This window comes from Burkholderia sp. Ac-20345 (genome assembly GCF_017104825.1).
Lineage (GTDB): Bacteria > Pseudomonadota > Gammaproteobacteria > Burkholderiales > Burkholderiaceae > Burkholderia > Burkholderia lata_B.
Genome location: NZ_JAAGPO010000046.1, coordinates 43,574 through 63,400 on the forward strand (window position 1 = coordinate 43,574; position 19,827 = coordinate 63,400).

Annotated in this window: 18 protein-coding genes and 1 pseudogene; 9 read left to right on the plus strand and 10 right to left on the minus strand. The window is 67.4% G+C overall.

Annotated elements, in window-relative coordinates; genetic code table 11:
• Nucleotides 1–49: 49 nt before the first annotated feature.
• From G3O06_RS18405 to uxuA, 3 genes are all read right to left on the minus strand, one after another.
• Nucleotides 50–1,483, minus strand: a complete 1,434-nt coding sequence (locus G3O06_RS18405; RefSeq protein ID WP_205817053.1) for a PLP-dependent aminotransferase family protein — start codon at nt 1,481–1,483, stop codon at nt 50–52.
• Between the two features lie 129 nt (nt 1,484–1,612).
• Complete coding sequence (locus tag G3O06_RS18410) at nt 1,613–2,923, minus strand: MFS transporter (RefSeq protein ID WP_205817054.1); 1,311 nt, start codon at nt 2,921–2,923, stop codon at nt 1,613–1,615.
• A gap of 71 nt (nt 2,924–2,994) precedes the next feature.
• A complete protein-coding gene (gene uxuA, locus G3O06_RS18415) occupies nt 2,995–4,059 on the minus strand; it encodes a mannonate dehydratase (RefSeq protein WP_205817055.1) in 1,065 nt (354 codons plus the stop codon).
• Nucleotides 4,060–4,327: 268 nt separating this feature from the next.
• Here uxuA and G3O06_RS18420 point away from each other — a divergent pair, with 268 nt between their 5' ends.
• The 3 genes from G3O06_RS18420 to G3O06_RS18430 all read left to right on the plus strand — a co-directional run bounded on the left by G3O06_RS18420 (nt 4,328) and on the right by G3O06_RS18430 (nt 8,143).
• The gene (locus G3O06_RS18420; RefSeq protein ID WP_205817057.1) at nt 4,328–5,050 is read left to right on the plus strand and encodes an FCD domain-containing protein; all 723 of its coding nucleotides are present in this window, start codon (nt 4,328–4,330) and stop codon (nt 5,048–5,050) included.
• 157 nt (nt 5,051–5,207) lie between these two features.
• Nucleotides 5,208–6,338, plus strand: a complete 1,131-nt coding sequence (locus tag G3O06_RS18425) for an extracellular solute-binding protein (protein ID WP_205817059.1) — start codon at nt 5,208–5,210, stop codon at nt 6,336–6,338.
• Nucleotides 6,335–8,143 (plus strand): diguanylate cyclase, encoded by a 1,809-nt coding sequence (locus tag G3O06_RS18430; protein WP_174915466.1) that lies wholly within the window; start codon nt 6,335–6,337, stop codon nt 8,141–8,143. Before G3O06_RS18425 ends, G3O06_RS18430 begins: the two co-directional genes overlap by 4 nt.
• 99 nt (nt 8,144–8,242) lie before the next feature.
• Here the strand turns inward: G3O06_RS18430 and G3O06_RS18435 are convergent, their stop codons facing one another.
• From G3O06_RS18435 to G3O06_RS18445, 3 genes are all read right to left on the minus strand, one after another.
• Nucleotides 8,243–8,542 carry a DUF4148 domain-containing protein gene (locus G3O06_RS18435; RefSeq protein ID WP_174915467.1) on the minus strand — a complete coding sequence of 100 codons (300 nt, stop codon included), beginning with the start codon at nt 8,540–8,542 and terminating at the stop codon, nt 8,243–8,245.
• A gap of 280 nt (nt 8,543–8,822) precedes the next feature.
• Nucleotides 8,823–9,077 carry a hypothetical protein gene (locus G3O06_RS18440; protein ID WP_027791787.1) on the minus strand — a complete coding sequence of 85 codons (255 nt, stop codon included), beginning with the start codon at nt 9,075–9,077 and terminating at the stop codon, nt 8,823–8,825.
• Nucleotides 9,078–9,130: 53 nt separating this feature from the next.
• Nucleotides 9,131–10,456: a D-serine ammonia-lyase gene (locus G3O06_RS18445; RefSeq protein ID WP_241020118.1), complete on the minus strand. Its 1,326-nt coding sequence runs from the start codon at nt 10,454–10,456 to the stop codon at nt 9,131–9,133.
• A 103-nt stretch (nt 10,457–10,559) separates the two neighbouring features.
• On the opposite strand from G3O06_RS18445, the gene G3O06_RS18450 reads away from it, so the two are divergent.
• The gene (locus G3O06_RS18450) at nt 10,560–11,516 is read left to right on the plus strand and encodes a LysR substrate-binding domain-containing protein (RefSeq protein WP_205817066.1); all 957 of its coding nucleotides are present in this window, start codon (nt 10,560–10,562) and stop codon (nt 11,514–11,516) included.
• A 350-nt stretch (nt 11,517–11,866) separates the two neighbouring features.
• On the opposite strand, the gene G3O06_RS18455 is transcribed toward G3O06_RS18450, so the two are convergent.
• Nucleotides 11,867–12,715, minus strand: coding sequence for a sulfite exporter TauE/SafE family protein (locus G3O06_RS18455; RefSeq protein WP_205817067.1), 849 nt, complete (start codon nt 12,713–12,715; stop codon nt 11,867–11,869).
• Nucleotides 12,716–13,035: 320 nt separating this feature from the next.
• On the opposite strand from G3O06_RS18455, the gene G3O06_RS18460 reads away from it, so the two are divergent.
• Entirely contained in the window at nt 13,036–13,932 is an 897-nt protein-coding gene (locus G3O06_RS18460) for a LysR family transcriptional regulator (protein WP_174915469.1), read from the plus strand.
• Between the two features lie 123 nt (nt 13,933–14,055).
• Nucleotides 14,056–14,688 carry a LysE family translocator gene (locus G3O06_RS18465; protein ID WP_174915470.1) on the plus strand — a complete coding sequence of 211 codons (633 nt, stop codon included), beginning with the start codon at nt 14,056–14,058 and terminating at the stop codon, nt 14,686–14,688.
• Between the two features lie 72 nt (nt 14,689–14,760).
• Here the strand turns inward: G3O06_RS18465 and yddG are convergent, their stop codons facing one another.
• The 3 genes from yddG to G3O06_RS18480 all read right to left on the minus strand — a co-directional run bounded on the left by yddG (nt 14,761) and on the right by G3O06_RS18480 (nt 17,983).
• Nucleotides 14,761–15,705 (minus strand): aromatic amino acid DMT transporter YddG, encoded by a 945-nt coding sequence (gene yddG, locus G3O06_RS18470; protein ID WP_174973934.1) that lies wholly within the window; start codon nt 15,703–15,705, stop codon nt 14,761–14,763.
• Nucleotides 15,706–15,912: 207 nt separating this feature from the next.
• Complete coding sequence (locus G3O06_RS18475; protein ID WP_205817061.1) at nt 15,913–16,200, minus strand: hypothetical protein; 288 nt, start codon at nt 16,198–16,200, stop codon at nt 15,913–15,915.
• A gap of 97 nt (nt 16,201–16,297) precedes the next feature.
• Nucleotides 16,298–17,983, minus strand: a complete 1,686-nt coding sequence (locus tag G3O06_RS18480; RefSeq protein ID WP_205817062.1) for a metallophosphoesterase family protein — start codon at nt 17,981–17,983, stop codon at nt 16,298–16,300.
• 323 nt (nt 17,984–18,306) lie between these two features.
• On the opposite strand from G3O06_RS18480, the gene G3O06_RS18485 reads away from it, so the two are divergent.
• The 3 genes and pseudogenes from G3O06_RS18485 to G3O06_RS18495 all read left to right on the plus strand — a co-directional run.
• On the plus strand, nt 18,307–18,606 hold the full coding sequence (locus G3O06_RS18485) for a YXWGXW repeat-containing protein (protein ID WP_205817063.1): 300 nt from the start codon (nt 18,307–18,309) through the stop codon (nt 18,604–18,606).
• A gap of 247 nt (nt 18,607–18,853) precedes the next feature.
• Nucleotides 18,854–19,618: an RNA polymerase sigma factor gene (locus G3O06_RS18490; protein ID WP_174915475.1), complete on the plus strand. Its 765-nt coding sequence runs from the start codon at nt 18,854–18,856 to the stop codon at nt 19,616–19,618.
• A pseudogene (locus G3O06_RS18495) lies at nt 19,615–19,827 on the plus strand (hypothetical protein); the annotation flags it as partial. The gene G3O06_RS18490 and the pseudogene G3O06_RS18495, both read left to right, overlap by 4 nt.

A 19,827-nucleotide genomic window follows, 5' to 3' on the forward strand; every position in this document is an offset into this window, starting at 1 on the left:
CGTAGCGCAGGCAGTGCGCATCACCTGCATCGCGTGCATCGTGTGCGATTCAACCGCCCTTGCGGACCGAAGGCTGTGCGACGAGCTCGCCGAGCACACGGATCGCGCGCTCGATGTCGCGGCTCCACGGATGGCCGAAGTTCACGCGCACGCAACGCTCGAAGCCGTGCGCGGCCGAAAACAGCGGCCCGGGCGCGAAGCTGATCCCGCGTGCGATCGCCTGGCGATGCAACTCCATCGCGTCGATCGCGTCCGGAAACGCGAGCCACAGAAAATAGCCGCCTTCGGGCCGCACCCACTCGACGCCGGCCGGCAGCCAGCGCCGCAGCGCGTCGTCCATCTGGTCGAGCTGCGTGTGCAGCGCGCCGCGCAGCTTGCGCAGGTGCCGGTCGTAGCCGCCGTGCTCGAGATAGTTCGCGATACCGACCTGCGCGGGGATGCTGGCCGACAGCGTCGTCATCAGCTTGAGCCGCTGCACCTTCTCCGCGAACCGGCCGGCGGCGGCCCAGCCGATCCGGTAGCCGGGCGCGAGCGTCTTCGAGAACGAACTGCAGTGCATCACGAGGCCGTGTCGATCGAACGCGCGCGCGGGCAGCGGATAGTCGGGGCCGAAGTGCAGCTCGCCGTACACGTCGTCCTCGATCAGCGGCACGTCGCGCGCGGCGAGCAACTCGACGAGCGCGCGTTTTTTCTCGGTGGACAGCGTGACGCCGGTCGGATTCTGGAAATTGGTCATGAACCAGCACGCGCGGATGTCGTGCCGGTCGAGCGCGTTCGCGAGCGCATCGAGATCGAGGCCCGTGCGCGGATCGACGGGAATCTCCACCGCGCGCAGGTCGAGCCGCTCGATCGCCTGCAGCGCCGCATAGAAGCCGGGCGCCTCGACGGCCACGACGTCGCCGGGCCGCGTGACGGCCATCAGGCACAGGTTCAGCGCTTCGAGCGCGCCGTTCGTGACGACGATTTCGTCGATGGGCTGCGAGATGCCGGTCGCGAGATAGCGCCGTGCGATCTGCTGGCGCAGCGCCTCGTTGCCGGGCGGCAGGTCGACGACCGTGCTCCACGGGCTGACGAGCCGGGTGGCCTGCGCGAGCGATTTCGCGAGACGCGGCAGCGGGAACAGTTGCGGCGACGGGAAGGCGGAGCCGAGCGGCACGATGCCGGGTTGCGTGGCCGCATCGAGGACGGAGAACACGAGGCTGCTGATGTCGACCTTGCGCGTGGCGCCGGGACGGCTTGCACGGCGCTTGGCGGCAGGGCTTGCCTCGGGCGTCGCGCCCGGCGCGACGTAGTAGCCCGAGCGTTCGCGTGCGCGGATCAGCCCCCACTGTTCGAGCAGGTAGTACGCGCGAAACACCGTCGACTGGCTCACGCCGTGTTGCGCGATGATCTGCCGCAGCGACGGCAGGCGCGTGCCGACGGCGAGGTTGCCGTTGCGGATGTCGTCGGCGATCGTGTGGGCGAGGGTTTCGTAGCGTTTCATCGGCGAGGGTGGCGCGCGCCGTCGCCGCGCGCGGGCCGGAGTGGCGCCGCGCCGGCGGGCGCGGCTCATTGTCCGATGCGCGGCCCGAAAAGGAAAGCGCGGGCGCGCCGGCCGCGCTTTCCTGCCGCGTCAGGCCGCGTTCGGCTCGACATTCCGCGGGTTCGCACCGCCGCGCAGCGGCGGCAACGGCTCGACCTTGCCGACGATGAACAGGTACGACAGTGCACCGACCACGCACAACGCACCGGCCACCGCGAGCGGCACGGCGAACGAGCCCTTCGTGATCGACAGCATCACGCCCGTGAACGTCGTGATGAAGATCCCCGCGAGGTTGCCCGCGAAGTTCTGGATGCCGCCGAGCGATGCGACATGCGCAGGCGTCGGCGCGACTTCGCCGACGAGCGTCCACACGTTGGCGCCCGCGAACGACAGGCTCGCATAAGCCAGCGCGAACAGGCCGAGGCAGGCCCACACGTTCTCGACGACCGCCGACAGCGCGATCGACGAAGACAGCAGCATCCCGATCACGAGACAGGTCTTGCGCGCGGCGGTCGCGCTCCAGCCGCGGCGGAACAGGCTGTCCGACACATAGCCGCCGAGCCAGCCGCCCGGAATCGCGAGCAGCGCTGGCAGCATGCCCCACGTGCCGAGCGACGCGAGCGAGAAGCCGCGCGACTGCAGCAGGTAGCTCGGGAACCACGTGATGAAGAAGTAGATCGCGAAGTTCAGGCAGAACAGGCCGATCATCATGCCCCACACGGTGCGGTAGCGGAACAGGTCGAGCCACGACACCTTCGGGCCGTCGGTTGCGGCCGCAACGGTCGGTGCGCCGCGTTGCGCGAGCAGTGCATCGACGGCGTCGGGCGCGATCGCGCGATAGCGTTCCGGGTCGCGATAGATGAACCACCACGCCAGTGCCCACACGATGCCGATGCCGCCCGTGATCACGAACGACCCGCGCCAGCCGACGATCGAGATCAGCCAGGCGACGAGCGGCAGCGACAGCGCCGAGCCGACGCGTGAACCGCTGTCGAAGATGCTGCTTGCGAGCCCGCGTTCGCTGCGCGGGAACCAGTTGAACGCGACCTTCGCGAACGACGGGATCGCGGCCGCTTCGCCGACGCCGAGCATCAGCCGCACGCCGACGAGCTGCGTGAGGCCGCGCGCGGCGCCGGTCGCGACGGTAAACACCGACCACCAGCCGACCGCGAGCGCGAGGCTCACGCGTACGCCGACCTTGTCGATGAACCAGCCGGCCGGCAGTTGCAGGAACGCGTAGGTCCAGAAGAACGCGCTCAGCACGAGACCCATGCCGACCGCGTCGAGGCCGAGGTCGGCACGGATGCTGGGCGCCGCGATCGCGAGGTTCGCGCGGTCGATGAAGTTGATGACGTTGGCCAGGAAGCACATGAGGATCATGGCCCATCGGATGCGTGGCATGCGGTGTCTCCGCGCGGAATGTCGTGGCGGGCCGCTGGCGATCCGCAGCGCCGGCGGCCTCGATGGGCGAGTTATCGCGTGGCTTGCGACGGCGTGCGGTCGAACTTGGCGAGCGCTTCCCACAGGCCGTTCAGGTAGACCGCGCCGAGCGCGCGGTCATAGAGGCCGTAGCCGGGTTTGCCCGTCTCGCCCCAGATCATGCGGCCGTGGTCGGGGCGCACGTAACCGGTGAAGCCGGTGTCGTGGTACGCCTTCACGATCGCGGCGATGTCGAGCGAGCCGCAGCTCGACAGGTGGGCGGTTTCCTCGAAATCGCCGTTCGGGTCGACCTTCACGTTGCGGATGTGCGCGAAATGGATGCGGCCCATCGCGCCGAATTCGCGCACGAGTGCCTCGACATCATTCTGCGGGCCCGCGCCGAGTGAGCCCGAGCACAGCGTCAGCCCGTTCGCGGGCGTGTCGACGATGCGCACGATCCGCGCGAGATCGTCGCGGTTCTTCACGATGCGGGGCAGCCCGAAGATCGGGCGGGGCGGATCGTCGGGGTGGATCGCCATCTTCACGCCGGCTTCCTCGGCGACGGGGGTGATCGCCTTCAGGAAGTATTCGAGGTTTGCCCACAGTGCCGCCTCGTCGACGTCGCGATATTCGGCGAGCAGCGCCTTCAACTGTTCGGGCCGGTAGCTCGAATCCCAGCCCGGCAGCGCGATGCCGTCGTCCGGATCGATCCGGTCGACCGCGTCGGTGCTGAACGCGAGGCAGGTCGAGCCGTCGTCGAGCGTCTTCGACAGCTCGGTGCGCGTCCAGTCGAACACGGGCATGAAGTTGTAGCAAATGACGCGCACGCCGGCCGCGCCGAGATGGCGAATCGTCTGACGGTAGTTGTCGATCAGGCGGTCACGGCCCGGCTTGCCGAGCTTGATGTCCTCGTGGACGGGCACGGATTCGACGACTTCGAACTGCAGGCCGGCGCGCTCGATCGTCGCCTTCAGCGCGTCGATCTTGTGCGCGGGCCAGACTTCGCCCACCGGTTCGTCGTAGATCGCGGACACGATGTGCGTGACGCCCGGGATCTGGCGGATGTATTGCAGCGAGACCGGATCGGACTCGCCGTACCAACGGAAAGACATCTTCACTGGAGCGGCTCCTGGCTGGCGGTTGTTGCATCGGGCGGACGGGCGGCAGCGTGCCGGCCTGTCTCCGGTGTGCGGATTATGATTGGTATGCCAGTTGTGCGGGATAGTGGTTTACCAGTTGTTGGGTTCAGATCTGGCTGGCATGTCGCTTCAGGCAAGGCCCATGCACACCGGTCAACACGCCGAATCGGAAGCGGGCCGGAATTGGTGTACCATTTTGGCGATCCGGCGCCGCGACGGCGCCGGCCAGCCTGTTGCGAGCCTTTCGATGACCGATCTTTCCAGCCTGCCAGCCAGCCGCGACACCGATGCCGCGGACCGCTCCTATATCGGCCTTGCGCGGCAGATTCACGCGATGGTGGCCGCCGGCGCGTTCGAGGCGGGCGCGCGGCTGCCGTCCGAGCGCAGCCTGGCCGACCAGTTCGGCGTGAGCCGCACGCAGGTGCGCGAGGCGATCATCGCGCTCGAGGTGCAGGGGATCGTCGAGGTGCGGATCGGCTCGGGTATCTACGTATCGGCGGCGGACTCCGCGCGGCCGGTGACGTTCGAGGTGCCGCGTGGCCCGGGGCCGATCGAGACGCTGCGCGCACGCGGGCTGATCGAGGCGGAAGTCGCGGCGCTCGCGGCGACCGAACGCAAGGATGCGGATCTCGACCGGCTGTTTTTCTCGCTGACGACGATGCGCGAGCAGATGGACGACAAGGCCACGTACGACGCGGCCGATCGCCAGTTTCATCTGCGGATTGCCGAATCGACCGGCAACACGGTGCTGCTGCACATGGTCACCGCGATGTGGGACTGCGCGCGCAGCGATCCGCTGTGGGACAAGATCGAGGAGCATTTTCACTCGACCGCGCTGCGCGAGGCGTCGCAGGAAGATCACCAGCGGATCTTCGCGGCGATCATGGCGCGCGACGCGGCCGCGGCACGCGACGCGATGCGTGCACACCTGTCGCGCGTGATCGCGGAATTCACGCAGGCGTGGCGCTGACGTTCGTTCCATCAGAGGAAACGGGCCGGCGTAACGTCACCCTCATGCGGCGGTGGCGACCGGCGCACACCCCTTGTACGGCTTCTTCCGATTGCGCGACCGTAGGTTTTATGGTCTTGTTGCGGGATATCGCATCGACTCGAAAAAGGACAGTCGAATGCAGCCGGGCGATTCACACGGGGTCCTATTCATCAGGGGAATCGGCGCACGTACGCGCGTACGTATCGCCGTGCGCAGGCTGCTCATCATTTTGACAGTGGGCTTGCTTGCCCCTGCGCTTGCGGTTTTCGCCGCGTCTCCCGAAGCCGTCAACGACAACGTGCTGCGCGTGCTTGCATGGCCCGGCTATGCGGACAACGACGTCGTCAGCGCGTTCGAAGCGCAATTTCACGCCCGTGTCGAAGTGACGTTCGTCGACTCAGACGAAGCACTGTGGGCGCGGATGCACAGCGCGGCGCCACCGCCGTACGACGTGCTGGCCGCGAACACGGCCGAGATCCAGCGCTATGCACACGAACGTTTGATCGCGCCGATCGACCTGTCGCGCATCCCGAACCGGCGGCGGCAGTTGCCGAACTTCCAGCAACTCGCGACGATCGACGGGCTCGTCGAAGAGGGCGCCACGTATGCGATTCCGTTCACGTATTCGTCGATGGGGCTGATCTACGACCGCAAGCAGGTGCCGGTCGCGCCGCGCTCGATGCGGGAACTGTGGAATCCGCGCTACCGCGGCAAGGTGCTCGACTTCAACAGCGCGCAGCACAATTTTTCGTTCGCGGCGCTGGCGCTCGGCTATTCCGATCCGTTTCGCCTGTCGCCCGCGCAGACGCTCGCCGTCGCGCACAAGCTGATCGACCTGCGCCGCAACCTGCTGACCTACTACACGCTTCCTGAAGAGGCGACCGAGCTGTTCGTCCAGCATCGCGCGGCGCTGATGTTCGGCAACTACGGCACGCAGCAGGTCGAACTGCTGCGGCGGGCCGGCGCGGACGTCGGCTACGTGATCCCGGATGAAGGCGCGCTCGCGTGGCTCGACTGCTGGGCCGTCACGCGCGGCGCGCAACATCCCGAGCTCGCGTCCGCATGGATCAACTACATGCTCGAGCCGGCGATCGGTGCGCTGCTGACCGAACGCCAGGGCCTCGCGAACACGCTCGCGGCGCCACCGGGCCTCGACACCGGGCACCAGCATCTCGTCTGGCTCCAGCCCGTCGAGGACATCGCGCGGCGCGAATCGCTGTGGAGCCGCATCGTGTCGGGCGATCGTCCGGAGCGGTTCGGAAAATGATCCGGCTCGGGCTCACGTCGAAACTGTCGGTGCTGTTCGCGTGCATCGGCGTGATCGCGTCCGGTACGACCGGCTATTACGCGTATCGCGCAAACCGCACGATGCTCGTGCAGGAAGCGCAGCACAGCCTGCTGATGTCGACGCAACTGCTCGGGCAACGCTTCACCACGGCGCTGGCGGACGTCGCTGACGATGCGCTCGTGCTCGCGCAGCTGCCGTCGTGTGCGCTGGTCTCGGGCGGCGGCAAGCAGGATGGCGCGCCACGCGCGCGGCTCGAGCAGGTCTTCGTCAGCTTCATGAGAAATCACCCGGAGTATCTGCAGGTCCGCCTGATCGCGCGCGGAGATTTCGGGCTCGAACGCATCCGCGTCGATCGCGATGCGCACGGCATCGTGGTGCTGCCGGACAGTGCGTTCCAGGAGAAGGGGCAGTTTTCCTACGTGTTCGATACGCTCGCGACGGCGCCCGGTCATATCTACCTGTCGCCGATCGTGATCAACCACGAGACGGGGTCGCACGCGGCCGAAGGGCTGCCGATCCTGCGCGTGGGCACGCCGGTCGTCGACGCGTCGGGCCAGACGGTTGGCGCGCTCGTCGTCGACGTCGAGTTGTCGCGCGTGTTCGCCCGGCTCGAGCGCGACCTGCCGGATGACTACGCGGTGTATCTCGCGAACGAGTGGGGCGATTTCCTCGTGCACCCTGATCCGTCGCAGACGTTCGGTTTCGATCGCGGCCGGCGCGTGCTGATGCAGGACCGCTTTGCCGCCACCCACACGCTGTTCGACAGCACACGCGCGAGCGTGACGCTCAATGGCCTCGCGGAGCCCGACGCAGCGCCGGGACAGATGTTCGCGTTCGCTCGCACGCCGTTCGGGCACGACGAGGGCAACCGCTTCGTCGTGCTCGGGATGGGGCGTCCGCTCGCGGATGTGCTGGCGCCGGCCAGTATGCTCGGCGAACGGATCGTCCGGATGGTGCTCGTGTCGAGCCTGATGGCGGTGATCCTCGCGATCCTGTTCGCGCGTGCGATGACGCGGCCGCTGCAGACGCTCGCGCGCGCCGCGACGCACGTGTTCGACGATCCGGTCGCCGAGCAGTTGCCGGTCGGGCGCGCCGACGAGATCGGCGTCCTCGCGCGCTGTTTCGACAGCATGCGCGTCGAGATCCGCACGCAGGTCGCGATGCTGCGCGCGAAGCAGCTGGAGCTCACGCACCTCGCCGGCCACGATGCGCTGACCGCGCTGCCGAATCGCCTGCTGTTCATGGAGCATCTCGATGCCGCGATCCGGCGGGCGGCTGCGCTGCACGAGGGGCTGGCCGTGATGTTCGTCGATCTCGACCGCTTCAAGCAGATCAACGACCAGCACGGGCACTCGGCCGGCGACCGCGCGCTCGTCGCGGTCGCCAAGCGGCTGAGCCTCGCGCTGCGCGGCGGTGACATGGTCGCGCGGCTCGGCGGCGACGAATTCATCGTGCTGATTTCGGACGTGCGTTCGCCGTCGGAGATCGGTGACGTCGCGTCGCGCATCCAGCTCGTGATGGCGGAAGAATTGGAGTTCGGCGACCGGCGCATGGCCGTCGGCGCGAGCATCGGCGTCAGCGAGTTTCCGGCCGATGGTGCGTCGGCCGAGGAACTGCTCGTGAAGGCCGACGCGGCGATGTACGCGGCGAAGGCGTCCACGCAGTGCGCGTTCGTGCGCTATCAGGAACTGGTCGGCAGCGGGAGCGGCTCGGGCGGCGGCACCGGCACCGGCAACGGGACCGACGAAGCGGCCGGCCGTGTCGCGTCGGGCGGCAGCCGGTGACGGCCGGCGGCTGACGGGCACGATGCAAACGCAACGAGCCCGTCGCGGGACGGGCTCGTTGCCGGTGCGGACTGCGCGCGAAGGCGCGCAGCGGCTGGCTTAGTGGCCGAAGTAGACCGAGTCGCGCGGGTTTTGCACCTTGGCGGCCGGTGCGCCACCCTGGACGGTCGCGGCCGGTTGCGCACCGTAGCCGCTGTTGTCGGCGGCGTGCACGCGCTCTTGTGCGGCCTGGATGTCGGCCGGGTAGTACGGGCTCGACTGGCTCGGCTTGTAGCCGGCGCTTTCGAGCTGGACCAGCTCGTTGCGCACTTGGGCGCGGGTCACGGTGCTTTGGGCGAATGCGCCGAACGAGGCGGACAGGGCAACAGCGGCAACGACTGCGGAAACGAGCGATTTCATGATGACCTCCGATGTTTTTGGCTTTCCGCGTTCGACACCATGTCGTAAGCGGTTGATTACATCGTAGGCGCCGGTCGACCTAGGGTAAACGTGAGATTTGGCGAAAGATCGTTGCAGCCGAGACAATAATTTCGAGATAAATGCCTTCTGTCCCTATTCGGCATTGCCGGATTTGCAAGGGAGCGGGCGGATGCGCGCGGCGCGGATGACGCGCACGGATGGGCGCCCGGCGGCGGAGGCGCGGGCGGAGGGGATGCGGACAGGCGGCGACGCTGCCGGATCAGACGTCGTCGTCGATTTCCTTGCGCTCCCGGCGTTCCTCGTTGCCGCGGCGCGCGCGCAGGCGCTGGCGCGACAGCACGGCGATCACCTGCTGGGTCGGCGCGCCGGACGGCAGTTCGTTGCGGATGCGATCGGGCACCATGGGCAGGCCCGCACGCTGCCGGCGCAGCGCCTTGGCGATTGCCCGGCGGCATTCGTCACCGTGGCAATCCCATTCATCGCGGATTCTCTGGCAATAACGGCATTGTTCCATCGAGACAGTCTAACGTGTCTTCGGGAACGAGGCTGGACGCCGGCCCCAACGCGTCAATTGTCGACTGCAGCACCGGCGAGCGCTGTCGCATGAGACTGGAAGCGGCGATGTTCTTCCGGCGGCACGAGCGAGCCGCCCGTCGCCCAGATGATGTGCGTCGACTGGCGCAGGTCGATCGCGTGGCGATGCACGTAGTCGCGGCCGGCCGGGGACTGCGTCAGCCAGCCGGGGCCGCCGACGGCAGCGGCGGCCGACGGCTCGAGTTCCACGCCCGTCGCGCGCTGGACCGCGAGCAACTGGGCGTAGAGCTGCACGTCGCTGACGGTGAAGACCCCCGACAGCAGGGACGCCATCAGCGGACTGACGAGGTGCGATGCCTGTGCGACGGCCAGGCCATCGGCCTCGGTCCGGTTGTCGAGCCCCGCGTCGTAGACGGACACGGGCTTGCCGGGGCCGGCGGCCAGCTGGACCAGCATGCACGGCGAAGCGACGGGTTCGGCAAAGAAGCAATGCACGTGCTCGCCGAATAGCGCCTTGAGACCGTATGCGATACCGCCCGGTGCGCCGCCGACGCCGCACGGGATATGGACGACGAGCGGGTGCGTCGCGTCCACGCGGCGGCCCGCCTCGGCGAGCTGCGCGGCGAGATGCCGGGCGCTGGCCGCGTAGCCGAGGAACAGCATCAGCGAGCCTTCGTCGTCGACGAAGTGGCTGCGCGGCCGATCGCGTGCCTGCGCGCGTCCGGCCGCGACGGCTTGCGCGTAGTCGCCGTCATGTTCGATTACGCGAACGCCGCGTTTTCTCAGGCGCGCCTTCTTCCACGGCTTTGCGTCGGTCGACATGTGAACGACCGACTCGAACCCCAGCGCGGCGGCGATCACGCCGATGCTCAGGCCGAGATTGCCGGTGCTGCCGACGATGACGGTGTGCGCGGCAAACAGGTCGCGTGCGGCGGCCGATGCGAGGATCCGCCGGTCGCCCGCGGGTTCGAGCAGCCCGTGCTCGATCGCGATCGACTCCGCGAGCGCGAGCACTTCATGAAAGCCGCCGCGCGCCTTGATCGAACCGGCGACCGGCAACGCGTCGTCGCGCTTGATGAACCACGCGCCGTGTGCGTCCGCCGGGAGCGACAGCATGCGCTGCAGGCTGTCTGCCGGCATCAGCGGCGATTCGATTTTTCCCGCGCTCGCCACGAGCTCGGGAAACAGCTCGGCCATCAGCGGTTCGCAGCGCGCCAGCCGCGCCTCGGCCATCGAGATGGCGCCGAGCCCCGGTGCGTCGTGCGGCAGCGGGCTGCCGGCATGGGGATTCAGCCACAGCAGCGGCTGGAGAGATTGCAGTTTGGCTAATAGATCGGCGGGCTGGAGCGTGATGGTCATGGATCGGCCTTTCATCGGATAGACGGGATGTATGGCCGGAATGCTACGATCCAGGACGGCTGCGCAAAAGCGCCGATTTCTAATTGATGCATTAGCCTGACTTATATATATGCGACTCGACGGTTCGATCCTCGGTGCGTTGCTCTGCTTTGAAACGGCCGGCCGGTTGCTGAGCTTCACGAAGACGGCGCAGGCGTTCAACCTGACGCAGAGCGCGGTGAGCCAGCAGATCCGCCACCTGGAGGAGCGGCTCGGTTATCCGCTGTTCGTGCGCCAGGCGCGCGGGCTGAAGCTGACCGAGAAGGGCGGAATCCTGCTGGGGACGATGTCGAGCGCGTTCGTCGACATCAATCGCACGCTTCAGGCGCTTGGCATGTCGGACGCGCCACTGCAGGTGAGTTGCCTGCCGTCGCTCGCGCTGCAATGGCTGATGCCGCGCCTGTCCGAATTTCACCGGCAACAACCGAACGTGCCGGTTCGCGTGAAGGCCGAGTTTCAGGTGCTGGATCGTCAGGCCATGGAGACCGATGACATCGATGTGGCGGTGCGCTACGACCCGGTGGAATACGATCGTCTGCATGCCGAGGCCATTCTCGACGAAATCCTGTTTCCGGTCGCCACGCCTGCGTATCTGGCGCAGCATCCGTCCTTTGCCAGCGGGGAATCGCTGGACGGCGTCGTCCTGCTGCACGACGCTGCTCCGTGGGGCGGTGCACCCGAGTTCGTGGAGTGGCGCACGTGGCTGGAAGCAGTCCGTCCGGCGTGGGCTGAGCAACTTGACGGCCCGCAGTTCAACTTCTCCAGCCTGGCAATCACGGCCGCACTGAACCATCAGGGCGTCGCGATGGGGCGCGCCGCGCTGGTGCATGACGAGATCGCGAGCGGACGGCTCGTGGATGTCTTCGGCAGGCACGTGCGAGCGCCGGCGCGCTACATGCTGTTGTCGCGCAATCCCGACGATCCGCGTACTGCGGCTTTTTCGGACTGGCTCAAGTCCGAGTGCGGGCGCTTTGATGCAGCTCGATCACGCTTGCTTTCGAACGGGAGCCGGCACGGGTAGCTGAATCGGAGTGCGAAATAGTTGGGCGATGAACGCCGCCGCGAACTACGGTTTCCCGTCCCTCTCCATACGGATTGCTTGCGCGGACGGTGCCGGCGAGCGTTACTTGAGCTGCCAGATACCCCAGATGGCGATCAACAGGCCGAGGCTGAACCCGCAGCCGAGCAATACGTAGGTTTCCATTTCATGCCTCTGAAAGCGCGGCAGCGCCAATGTGGGCATCGGCGCGCGAGCAGCAAAGTCGGTGACGTATCGTCCGCACCGTCGGGCGGGGCGATACGCCGAGTCCGCGAATACTACGCCTGGCAGCTTTCAGAACGCATGCGCGATCGATGGCAGTACGTCGCCTGCTAGTTCATGCCCGCGTGCGCGTTGCCGGTCTGGGTAACGTGCGATCCGCCGTGGCGGAACACGCCCGATTTCCAGATCATCTGCGATGCCGCGACGAGCACGAACAGCAGCACGACCATCCTGAAGAGGCGGGGCGACATCTTGTCCCGCAGCGGGCGAACGAGCCACATGCCGGCGATGGCCGGCAGGCTGGCCGCCGCCGAGATCACGAGGTCGGCGCCGCTCGCGTGCGCGGCGCCGCTGAACGTCGTGATCAGCGTGACGATCGACACCACGAGGATGATCGCGATCTGCTTTGTGAAGACGCGGCCGGTCGCGCCGGACGAAATCAGGTAGGTGGCGAGCAGCGGGCCGGGAACCGACGCGATGCTTTCCATCAGCGCCGCACCGAAGCCGAGCGCGAAGCCGACGGGCTTCTGCCACGCGTCCGGCAGGTTGAGCTTCGGCGCGGCGAGCATCAGCGCCGCGGCGACGATCAGCAGCGCGCCGGACGCCGCCTGCGCATGACCCGGATTGAGCGACAGCAGGATCGCGACACCGACGATGTTGCCGATCACGGTGCCCGCGATCGGCGCGGCGATCTTGCGTGCCGTCGCCAGCACCTGGCCGCCTTCCAGCGCCTGAGGAATGTTGCCGAGGATGATCGGCATCGACAGCAGCAGCACCGCATGCCGGATCGGCAGGAACTGGCTGAGTATCGGCATCGCGATCAGCGGCACGCCGATGCCCGTGATCCCCTTGGCCATGCCGCCCAGCAACAGCGCGACGGCGATGCCGGCCAGATCGAACGCACTGAGCCCCTGCAGGCTGGAGACCAGCACACCTTCAGTCAGATTGAAATGCATCATGGAATGGCATGTCGCGGCATATCCGGCAGCGAGCGCTGTCGACTCAGCCCGTTGCGGTCGCGTGCGTGTCGCACGCATTTGTTCTGGATTGGCTTGAACCGGAAGTCGATCGCACGGCGCCGTACCATCGTGCGGCCGGGTCAGCAGGCAATCGACAGGCGATTCGAGGATGCATCTTACCTGAGCGTTGCGGAGGACATGCGGCGCTGGCCGCGGCGCGCCACCGGTAGCGTCGGCGCGATCATTTCCGCGGTTCAATATAATTCATGATGGCTTGTCGCATCATGCGCGACATACATATCCCTGAACAAGGAGACCCGATGACGCTTGCCCAGTTGCAGGCCCTGGCGGCCGTGGTCGAACTCGGCTCACTCACGGCCGCGGCCGACCGGTTGAGCCGCAGTCAATCCGCGATCAGTCATGCACTGACCGAGCTCGAGGACATCACGGAGGTCAAGCTGCTCTGGCGCGACCGGCAGCCGGTCGTCCTGACGGCGGCGGGCGAGCGCCTGTGGCCGTACGTCCAGAACGTGGTGCGGGAAGCGCAGCTGCTGCGCCAGCAGTTCAGCCTGTCGCGCGGCAAGCTCGAAGGGAAGCTGGTGGTCGCGTCGCTGCCGAGCGTGTCGCTGGCGTTCGTCGTGCCTGCGCTCGAGGCGTTGAAGGAGATGCACCAGGGCGTGTCGGCGGTGCTGCTCGAAGGCACGGACAGCGAGGTCGAAGGGTGGATCGACGACGGTACGGCCGATGTCGGCGTGGTGGCCGGCACGAAGACGTTCGCGCACAACCTGCCGCTGCTCGACGAGGATTTTGTCGCGGTGGCGGCGGACGGCATGTTCGCCGGCCGCAAGAGCGTGTCGGCAAAGCAGTTGTCCGCGGCGCCGTTCATTTTCTCGAAGGCGGGCTGCGGGCCGGTGATCGCGGATTATTTCGCGCGTGGCGGCGTGCCGCTGCGGGCTGCGTTCAACGTGGTCGAGATGCGTACCATTCTGTCGATGGCTGAAGCCGGCATGGGGGTGTCGATCGTTCCGCGCATCACGCTCACGTATACGCCGTTCGGTGGTCGCGTGCTGGAACTGTCGCCGAAGTTGCATCGCTCGGTGCGGTTGTCGTGGAATGCGGCCGGCAATGCGATCACCGATGCGTTCGTGCGGCTCGTCGACGCGCAACGCGCGAAGGCGGCGAAGGCGATCCACACGCGTGCGAGAAAGGGCAGGTAACGAACGGCCGGTGCGATGAACCGCGCTCATGGGCGGCTTGAACTTTATTCATGCTGATGGTGGTCGGGATGCAATACATTGTTCGGACTCGCCCCTGACCGCTTCGCCCCGAAGGAGATTGCCGTGCCGGCCTTGCCCACCTTGCTTGCATTTGGACTCGTGTCGCTCGGCATGGTGCTGACACCCGGGCCGAACATGATCTACCTGGTTTCGCGTTCGATCTGCCAGGGCCGCCGTGCCGGGCTGGTGTCGCTCGGCGGCGTCGCGTTGGGGTTCGTTTTCTACATGGTGTGCGCGGCGCTGGGCATCACCGCGCTGGTGATGGCCGTGCCGTTTGCGTACGACGCGTTGCGCTTTGCCGGTGCGTTTTATCTGGCGTACCTGGCGTGGCAGGCGCTGAAGCCGGGCGGTCGCTCGGCGTTCCAGGTCAGGCAGCTGCCACACGACAGCCGCGCCAGGCTCTTCACGATGGGCTTCGTCACGAACCTCGCGAATCCGAAGATCGCGGTGATGTATCTGTCGCTGCTGCCGCAATTCATTGCGCCGGGGCACGGCAGCGTGCTCGCGCAATCGCTGGCGCTCGGCTGCGTGCAGATCGCGGTGAGCGTCAGCGTGAATGCGCTGATTGCCTGCATGGCCGGTGGCATCGCGGGCTTTCTGGCGGGGCGGCCGGTCTGGGCGTCGGCCCAGCGCTGGTTGATGGGCACGGTGCTGGCCGGGTTGGCCGTGCGTATCGCACTGGAATCGCGCAGCTAGCGCGAGTCGTTGCCGGTTTGCAGGGGCGTCGTGTGCGTCCGAACCGCATCCCGGCGACAGCACCCGGCGTCGTCAGCCCTGGCAATTGCCCTGCGCTTCGTTGCCGACCCGGACGGGGGCGGCTTTTGCACTGCGCCGGCTGCGGGTCGCGAGCCAGCACAGGATTGACCCCCCGCATACCATCGATGCGCCTTGCCAGAATTCGATCGACAGCGGCGCATGCAGCAGCGTCGCGGCGAGCAGGGCGGCGAGCACCGGGGTGAAGTACGACGCGCCGACGATGACCGTCACGTTGCCGTGCATGATGCCGGTGTTCCAGGCCGCATAGCCGAACCCCAGCGCGGATGCCGCCAGCACGATGTAGATGACCGCATGCAGGCTGAACGTCATGCCGCCGCCGCCTTCGATCGCGAACTTGATCCAGAGCACCAGCGCCACCAGCATGAAGAACGGCGTGACGCCGTTCTTCCCGTCGGCGATACGCGCCGTCACCGTGCAATAGCCGGCCCAGATCAGCGCGCCGAAGAACGCGAGGCCGTAGCTCAGCGGATTGTCCGCGACGTTGTGCAGCATCCCGGCCGGGTCGAGGCCCTGGGCGCCGCCGAGCACCCGGCAGATTCCGAGCATCGACAGCAGGACGCCGGGCACGACCAGCAGGTTGGCGCGCTGCTTGTTGAACACGATCGCCGCGACCAGCGTGAAGCTCGGCCACAGATAGTTGACCATCGAGACTTCTATCGCCTGCTGGCCAGTGTTCGCATAGCCGATGGCGAGCGACAGGCACAGCTCGTACGCGACGAACAGCAACCCGCCCCAGATCAGGTAGTTTTTCGGGAATTTGCTCAGATCGGGGAAGCCGATCGTAAACAGCAGAAGCACGGATGCCACCGTATAGATCATCGCGGCGCCGCCGGTCGCGCCGAGGCTTTCGCTGACTCCACGAACGAGGGCGACCACGGAGGCCCACAACAACACCGCGCCGAGCCCGGCGAGCGTTGCCTTATTCTTGCGCTTCATGCTTCCTGCCTGTTTCAACATTCAAATTCGATTTCGGATGATTCGGTTCCGCCTGCATGAGCCACGCGCGCATTCGGCATGCGGGGCGGCCATTGCCGACGGAAACGCGTAGTTTAACGGGGTGACGGAGATCGAGCGGCGGTGTTGGCGGTGATCGGCCCGGCGCTTGCGGCCGATCCGGGAGCACGAGCATCACGCGGCAACCGGTCACGCGTCGTCGATGCGCCATGCCGCGCCGATTGCCGACAACGCGTGGCCGATCGAGTCGAGCATCGCGTTTCGCGTCGGCCCAAGTGTCGTGACAACGAAGAAACCGTCTTTGTCGGTCGACAGGGCGATCAGCGGCCAGCCGCCGGCGTCGCAATGGACTTCAAGCTGTCGCCGGTCGGGATCGATGTCGATGTCGTCATGCGCTTGCCGCAACGCATTCGCGATGGCATCGAATGCGTCGGCCGACGGCGTCGTATGGATGCGGTATTCGAAACTCATCTTCATGGGCCGGTGTGCGAGGCGCGCAGTCTAACGCGTGTCATCGCACAACGTCCGGCAACGGCACGACATCAGGCGCCCGTCGCAACGGGCGCCTGCCACATCACCGTTCGTTCCGCTTCTTGCTCAGTTCGATCGTCTCGAACAGCTCGTAGTCGGCGGTCGGGTGCTGGTCGGCGCCCGGTGCGTGGTAGTAGCGCATCGTGATCGTCGTGTGCCCGCCCGGCTTGCCCGGGTCGTGGTCGAACACCGCGATCCCGTAGCCGGTGCCCGTATCGCGGCGCGCGGACCAGATCGCATCCTCGAGCGCGTCGGCCGGCTGGCGCACGAACGTATTCGGCGCCGTGCCCGGCACCGGCCGGTTCGGCTTCGTGAACACCTTCGCCCGCGCAAAGCCGGTCGCCGGGTTCTCGCCGTACACGTCGAGCGGTGCGCTGGTGCCGCCGCCGCCGAGGATCAGGTGGATCGTGCCGTGACTCGTGTCGAACTTCGTGCGGTCCGGGTCGTTCGAGCCGACCGGACGCGGCTGCAGCGTCTCGACGACTTCGCCGGTCGTCGCGTCCACGCCCGCGCGGTGATTGCAGCCGCGCACCGGGTAGCTGCGCTCGTAGTCGTGATCGTGGCCGCACAGCACGAGGTCGACGCCGTAACGGTCGAACAGCGGCAGCCATGCTTCGCGAATGCCCTTGTCGGAACCGTTGCCCGTCTTCGACGAACTGAGCGCGTCCTGGTGCATCTGCACGACGATCCAGTCGATGTCGTCGTCATGCGCGGCATGACGCAGCGTGTGTTCGAGCCAGCGTGTCTGCTCGCCGTTGCTGTAGCCGCGCACGTAGAACGACGTGCCGGGCTCGATCGGCGGATGGCCCGTGCTCGCGGCCGGCACGAGCGGCGCGGGACCGCCGACGAATGCGGCGGCGTCCTGGTACACGACATCGTCGGCGTCGAGCGAGACGAACAACACCGAGCTCACGCGGAAGCTGTACCAGCGGCCCTGGAAGCGCGTGCCGTTCTCCGGCAGCGTATAGCGCGCGAGATACGAGTCGAGCCCCTGCGGGCCGTTGTTGAACTCGATCTCGTGATTGCCGGGGCACGGCATCCACGGACGATTCGCGGCCGACGTCTGGTTGTTGTTGCCGAAATCGCGCCACACCTCGGGCTGGTGCGCGGGGTTCAGGTTCGCGTAGCAGAGGTCGCCGTTCAGCAGGTGGAACAACGGCCGGAACTGCTCGACCGCCTGCACCGCGAAGCGGCTCTGCGGCGACGACAGCACCCACGCGCCGTTCGGCGTCGCGAGATCGCCGTAGCTCGTGAAGCGGAACGGCGCACGGCCGCGCGGCGCGGTCGAGAAATTCGCGGAGAACGGCTGCGCGGCGTTGCTGTCGTTGTCGGCCGTGATCTCGTAGCGGTAGCGCGTATTCGGCTTCAGCCCGTGCACGCGAGCGTGGTACGCGAATACGGTTTCGCCGTTCAGGCCGTCGGTGTACAGGCGCTGGACGCCGTGCACGGTGCGTGCCGGCTCGCCGTCGGCGACGATGCGCGCGCGCGGATTGACGGCCGGCGCGAGCGAGGCCCACGAGATCACGACTTCCGACGTCGGGTCGTTGCCCCACGTCAGGTGGACCTGTTCGGGGGTGCCGTCCGGGTTCGACGCGGCGGCCCTGGCTGCCGCGAGGCCGCCTGCGGCGGTGGCGAGGCCGGATACGCCGGCGAGTTTCAGGAAGCCGCGACGCGACACGGACGCGGCCGGCTCGTTTGGCTGGATCGGGGAGTTGTCCTGGTTCGACATGGTCGGTGTTTTCGTTGGTGGAGACGCGAGATGTGGAACCGCCTGGCCGAATGCGAACGTGGCCGGGGCGTGGGCCGGAAACGAGCGGGATCCCGGTGCCGAACATTGTCGGAGGGCAGTTTTGCCGGGTTGTGACAGCACGGCAACCCCGCGTGAGCGTGGGCATCTGCCCGAGCGTGCGGATCGCGGCATCCGGCCTGCGCCGACGTGCATCCGGTTCGGCCGAAATTTATTTGCCGGCACCGCGACGGATTCCGTTCGCCCGCGCCGTTTAACGCATGAACGGCCGCTTCCGGTCGATACCCGCTACCCCGGAGTCTTTCATGAAGCTTTCCATTTCGTTGCGGTTTGCCGCCGCATGTGTGGCCGCGCTCGCTGCGTCCGCCGCCTTCGCGCAGGCCGTCATCGTCGCGCCTTACGCGCCGCCGCCGCCTCGCGTCGAAGTGATGCCGGCGCCGCGCGCGGGCTATGTGTGGGACCAGGGCCACTGGCACTGGCGGCAGGGCCGCTACGTGTGGATTCCGGGCCACTGGCAACTGGTTCGCGTCGGCTATCACTGGGTGCCGGGCCACTGGGCCGCGCGCGGCCCGGCGTGGCGCTGGGTTCCGGGCCACTGGGCCTGATGCGCATGCTGCCGCACGGCACGCGGTGCCGGCGCGGCGGCTCTTTCCCGCAACGTCATGAGGCGCAGCCATGCCTTTTCGAACCGTGGTGATACTGGCGGCCGCAGCCATCGTGCTGGCCGGCTGTGTCGTGGTGCCGGCGCGTCCGGCCTATTACCGGCCCGCGCGGGTCGTCGTATATTGAGCGCGCCGGCCGCCGCTCACGCGAACGCGACCGGGCGGCCGGCACCCGATCGACACGATCGCCATGCAGCCTGAAACGGATGCCGATGAAACGGACCTTGCCGAGGCCGTGCGCGATGCGTGCGGCGATCCCGAACCGCCGGTGTGGCGGGGCCGGGTAATGGCGCGGCGCATGCAAGGAGAGCACGACGATGAGTTTCAGTCTGCCGGCGGGCGCATCAACGATCGCGCCGCGGCACAGACGCGCGATGCACTGGAGCGCCCTGCGTTGAGCGACGGCGATCCGGACGCGGCACTGGTGGCACGGGTCGGCGCGCGCGACGCGTCGGCCGTGCGCATGCTCGTCGCGCGCAAGCTGCCGCGGCTGCTCGCACTCGCGACGCGCATGCTCGGCGACCGCACCGAAGCCGAGGACGTCGCACAGGAGACGTTCTTGCGGATCTGGAAACAGGCGCCGGGCTGGCGCGAAGGCGAGGCACGGTTCGACACGTGGCTGCATCGCGTCGTGCTGAATCTGTGCTACGACCGCTTGCGCGGCCGCCGCGAGGAACCGGTCGACGTGTTGCCCGACGTGCCCGATCCGCAACCGGAGCCGGCCACCCGCGCGGAGACCCGCTCGCGCGACGCGCGCGTGCGGCAGGCGCTCGCGGCGTTGCCCGCGCGGCAGCGCGAAGCGCTCGTGCTCCAGTACTATCAGGAAATGTCGAACGTGGAGGCGGCCAACCTGATGGGCATTACCGTCGACGCGCTGGAAAGCCTGCTCGCGCGCGCACGGCGAAACTTGCGCGCGCAACTGGCCGGCGATTCACCTAGCGAGGACATCCGATGACACCCGAACGATTTCGTACCATCGTCGCCGCGTACGGCTCGGATGCGCGGCGCTGGCCGGACGGCGAGCGCGCAGCCGCCGAGGCATGGGCGCGTGCGCATCCGGGCGAAGCATTGGCCGCGCTGGACGATGCCGCCGAACTCGACGCGTGGCTCGCCAACGATACGGTCGCACCGCCCGCGCCGGCGCTCGTTGAGCGCATCGTCGCG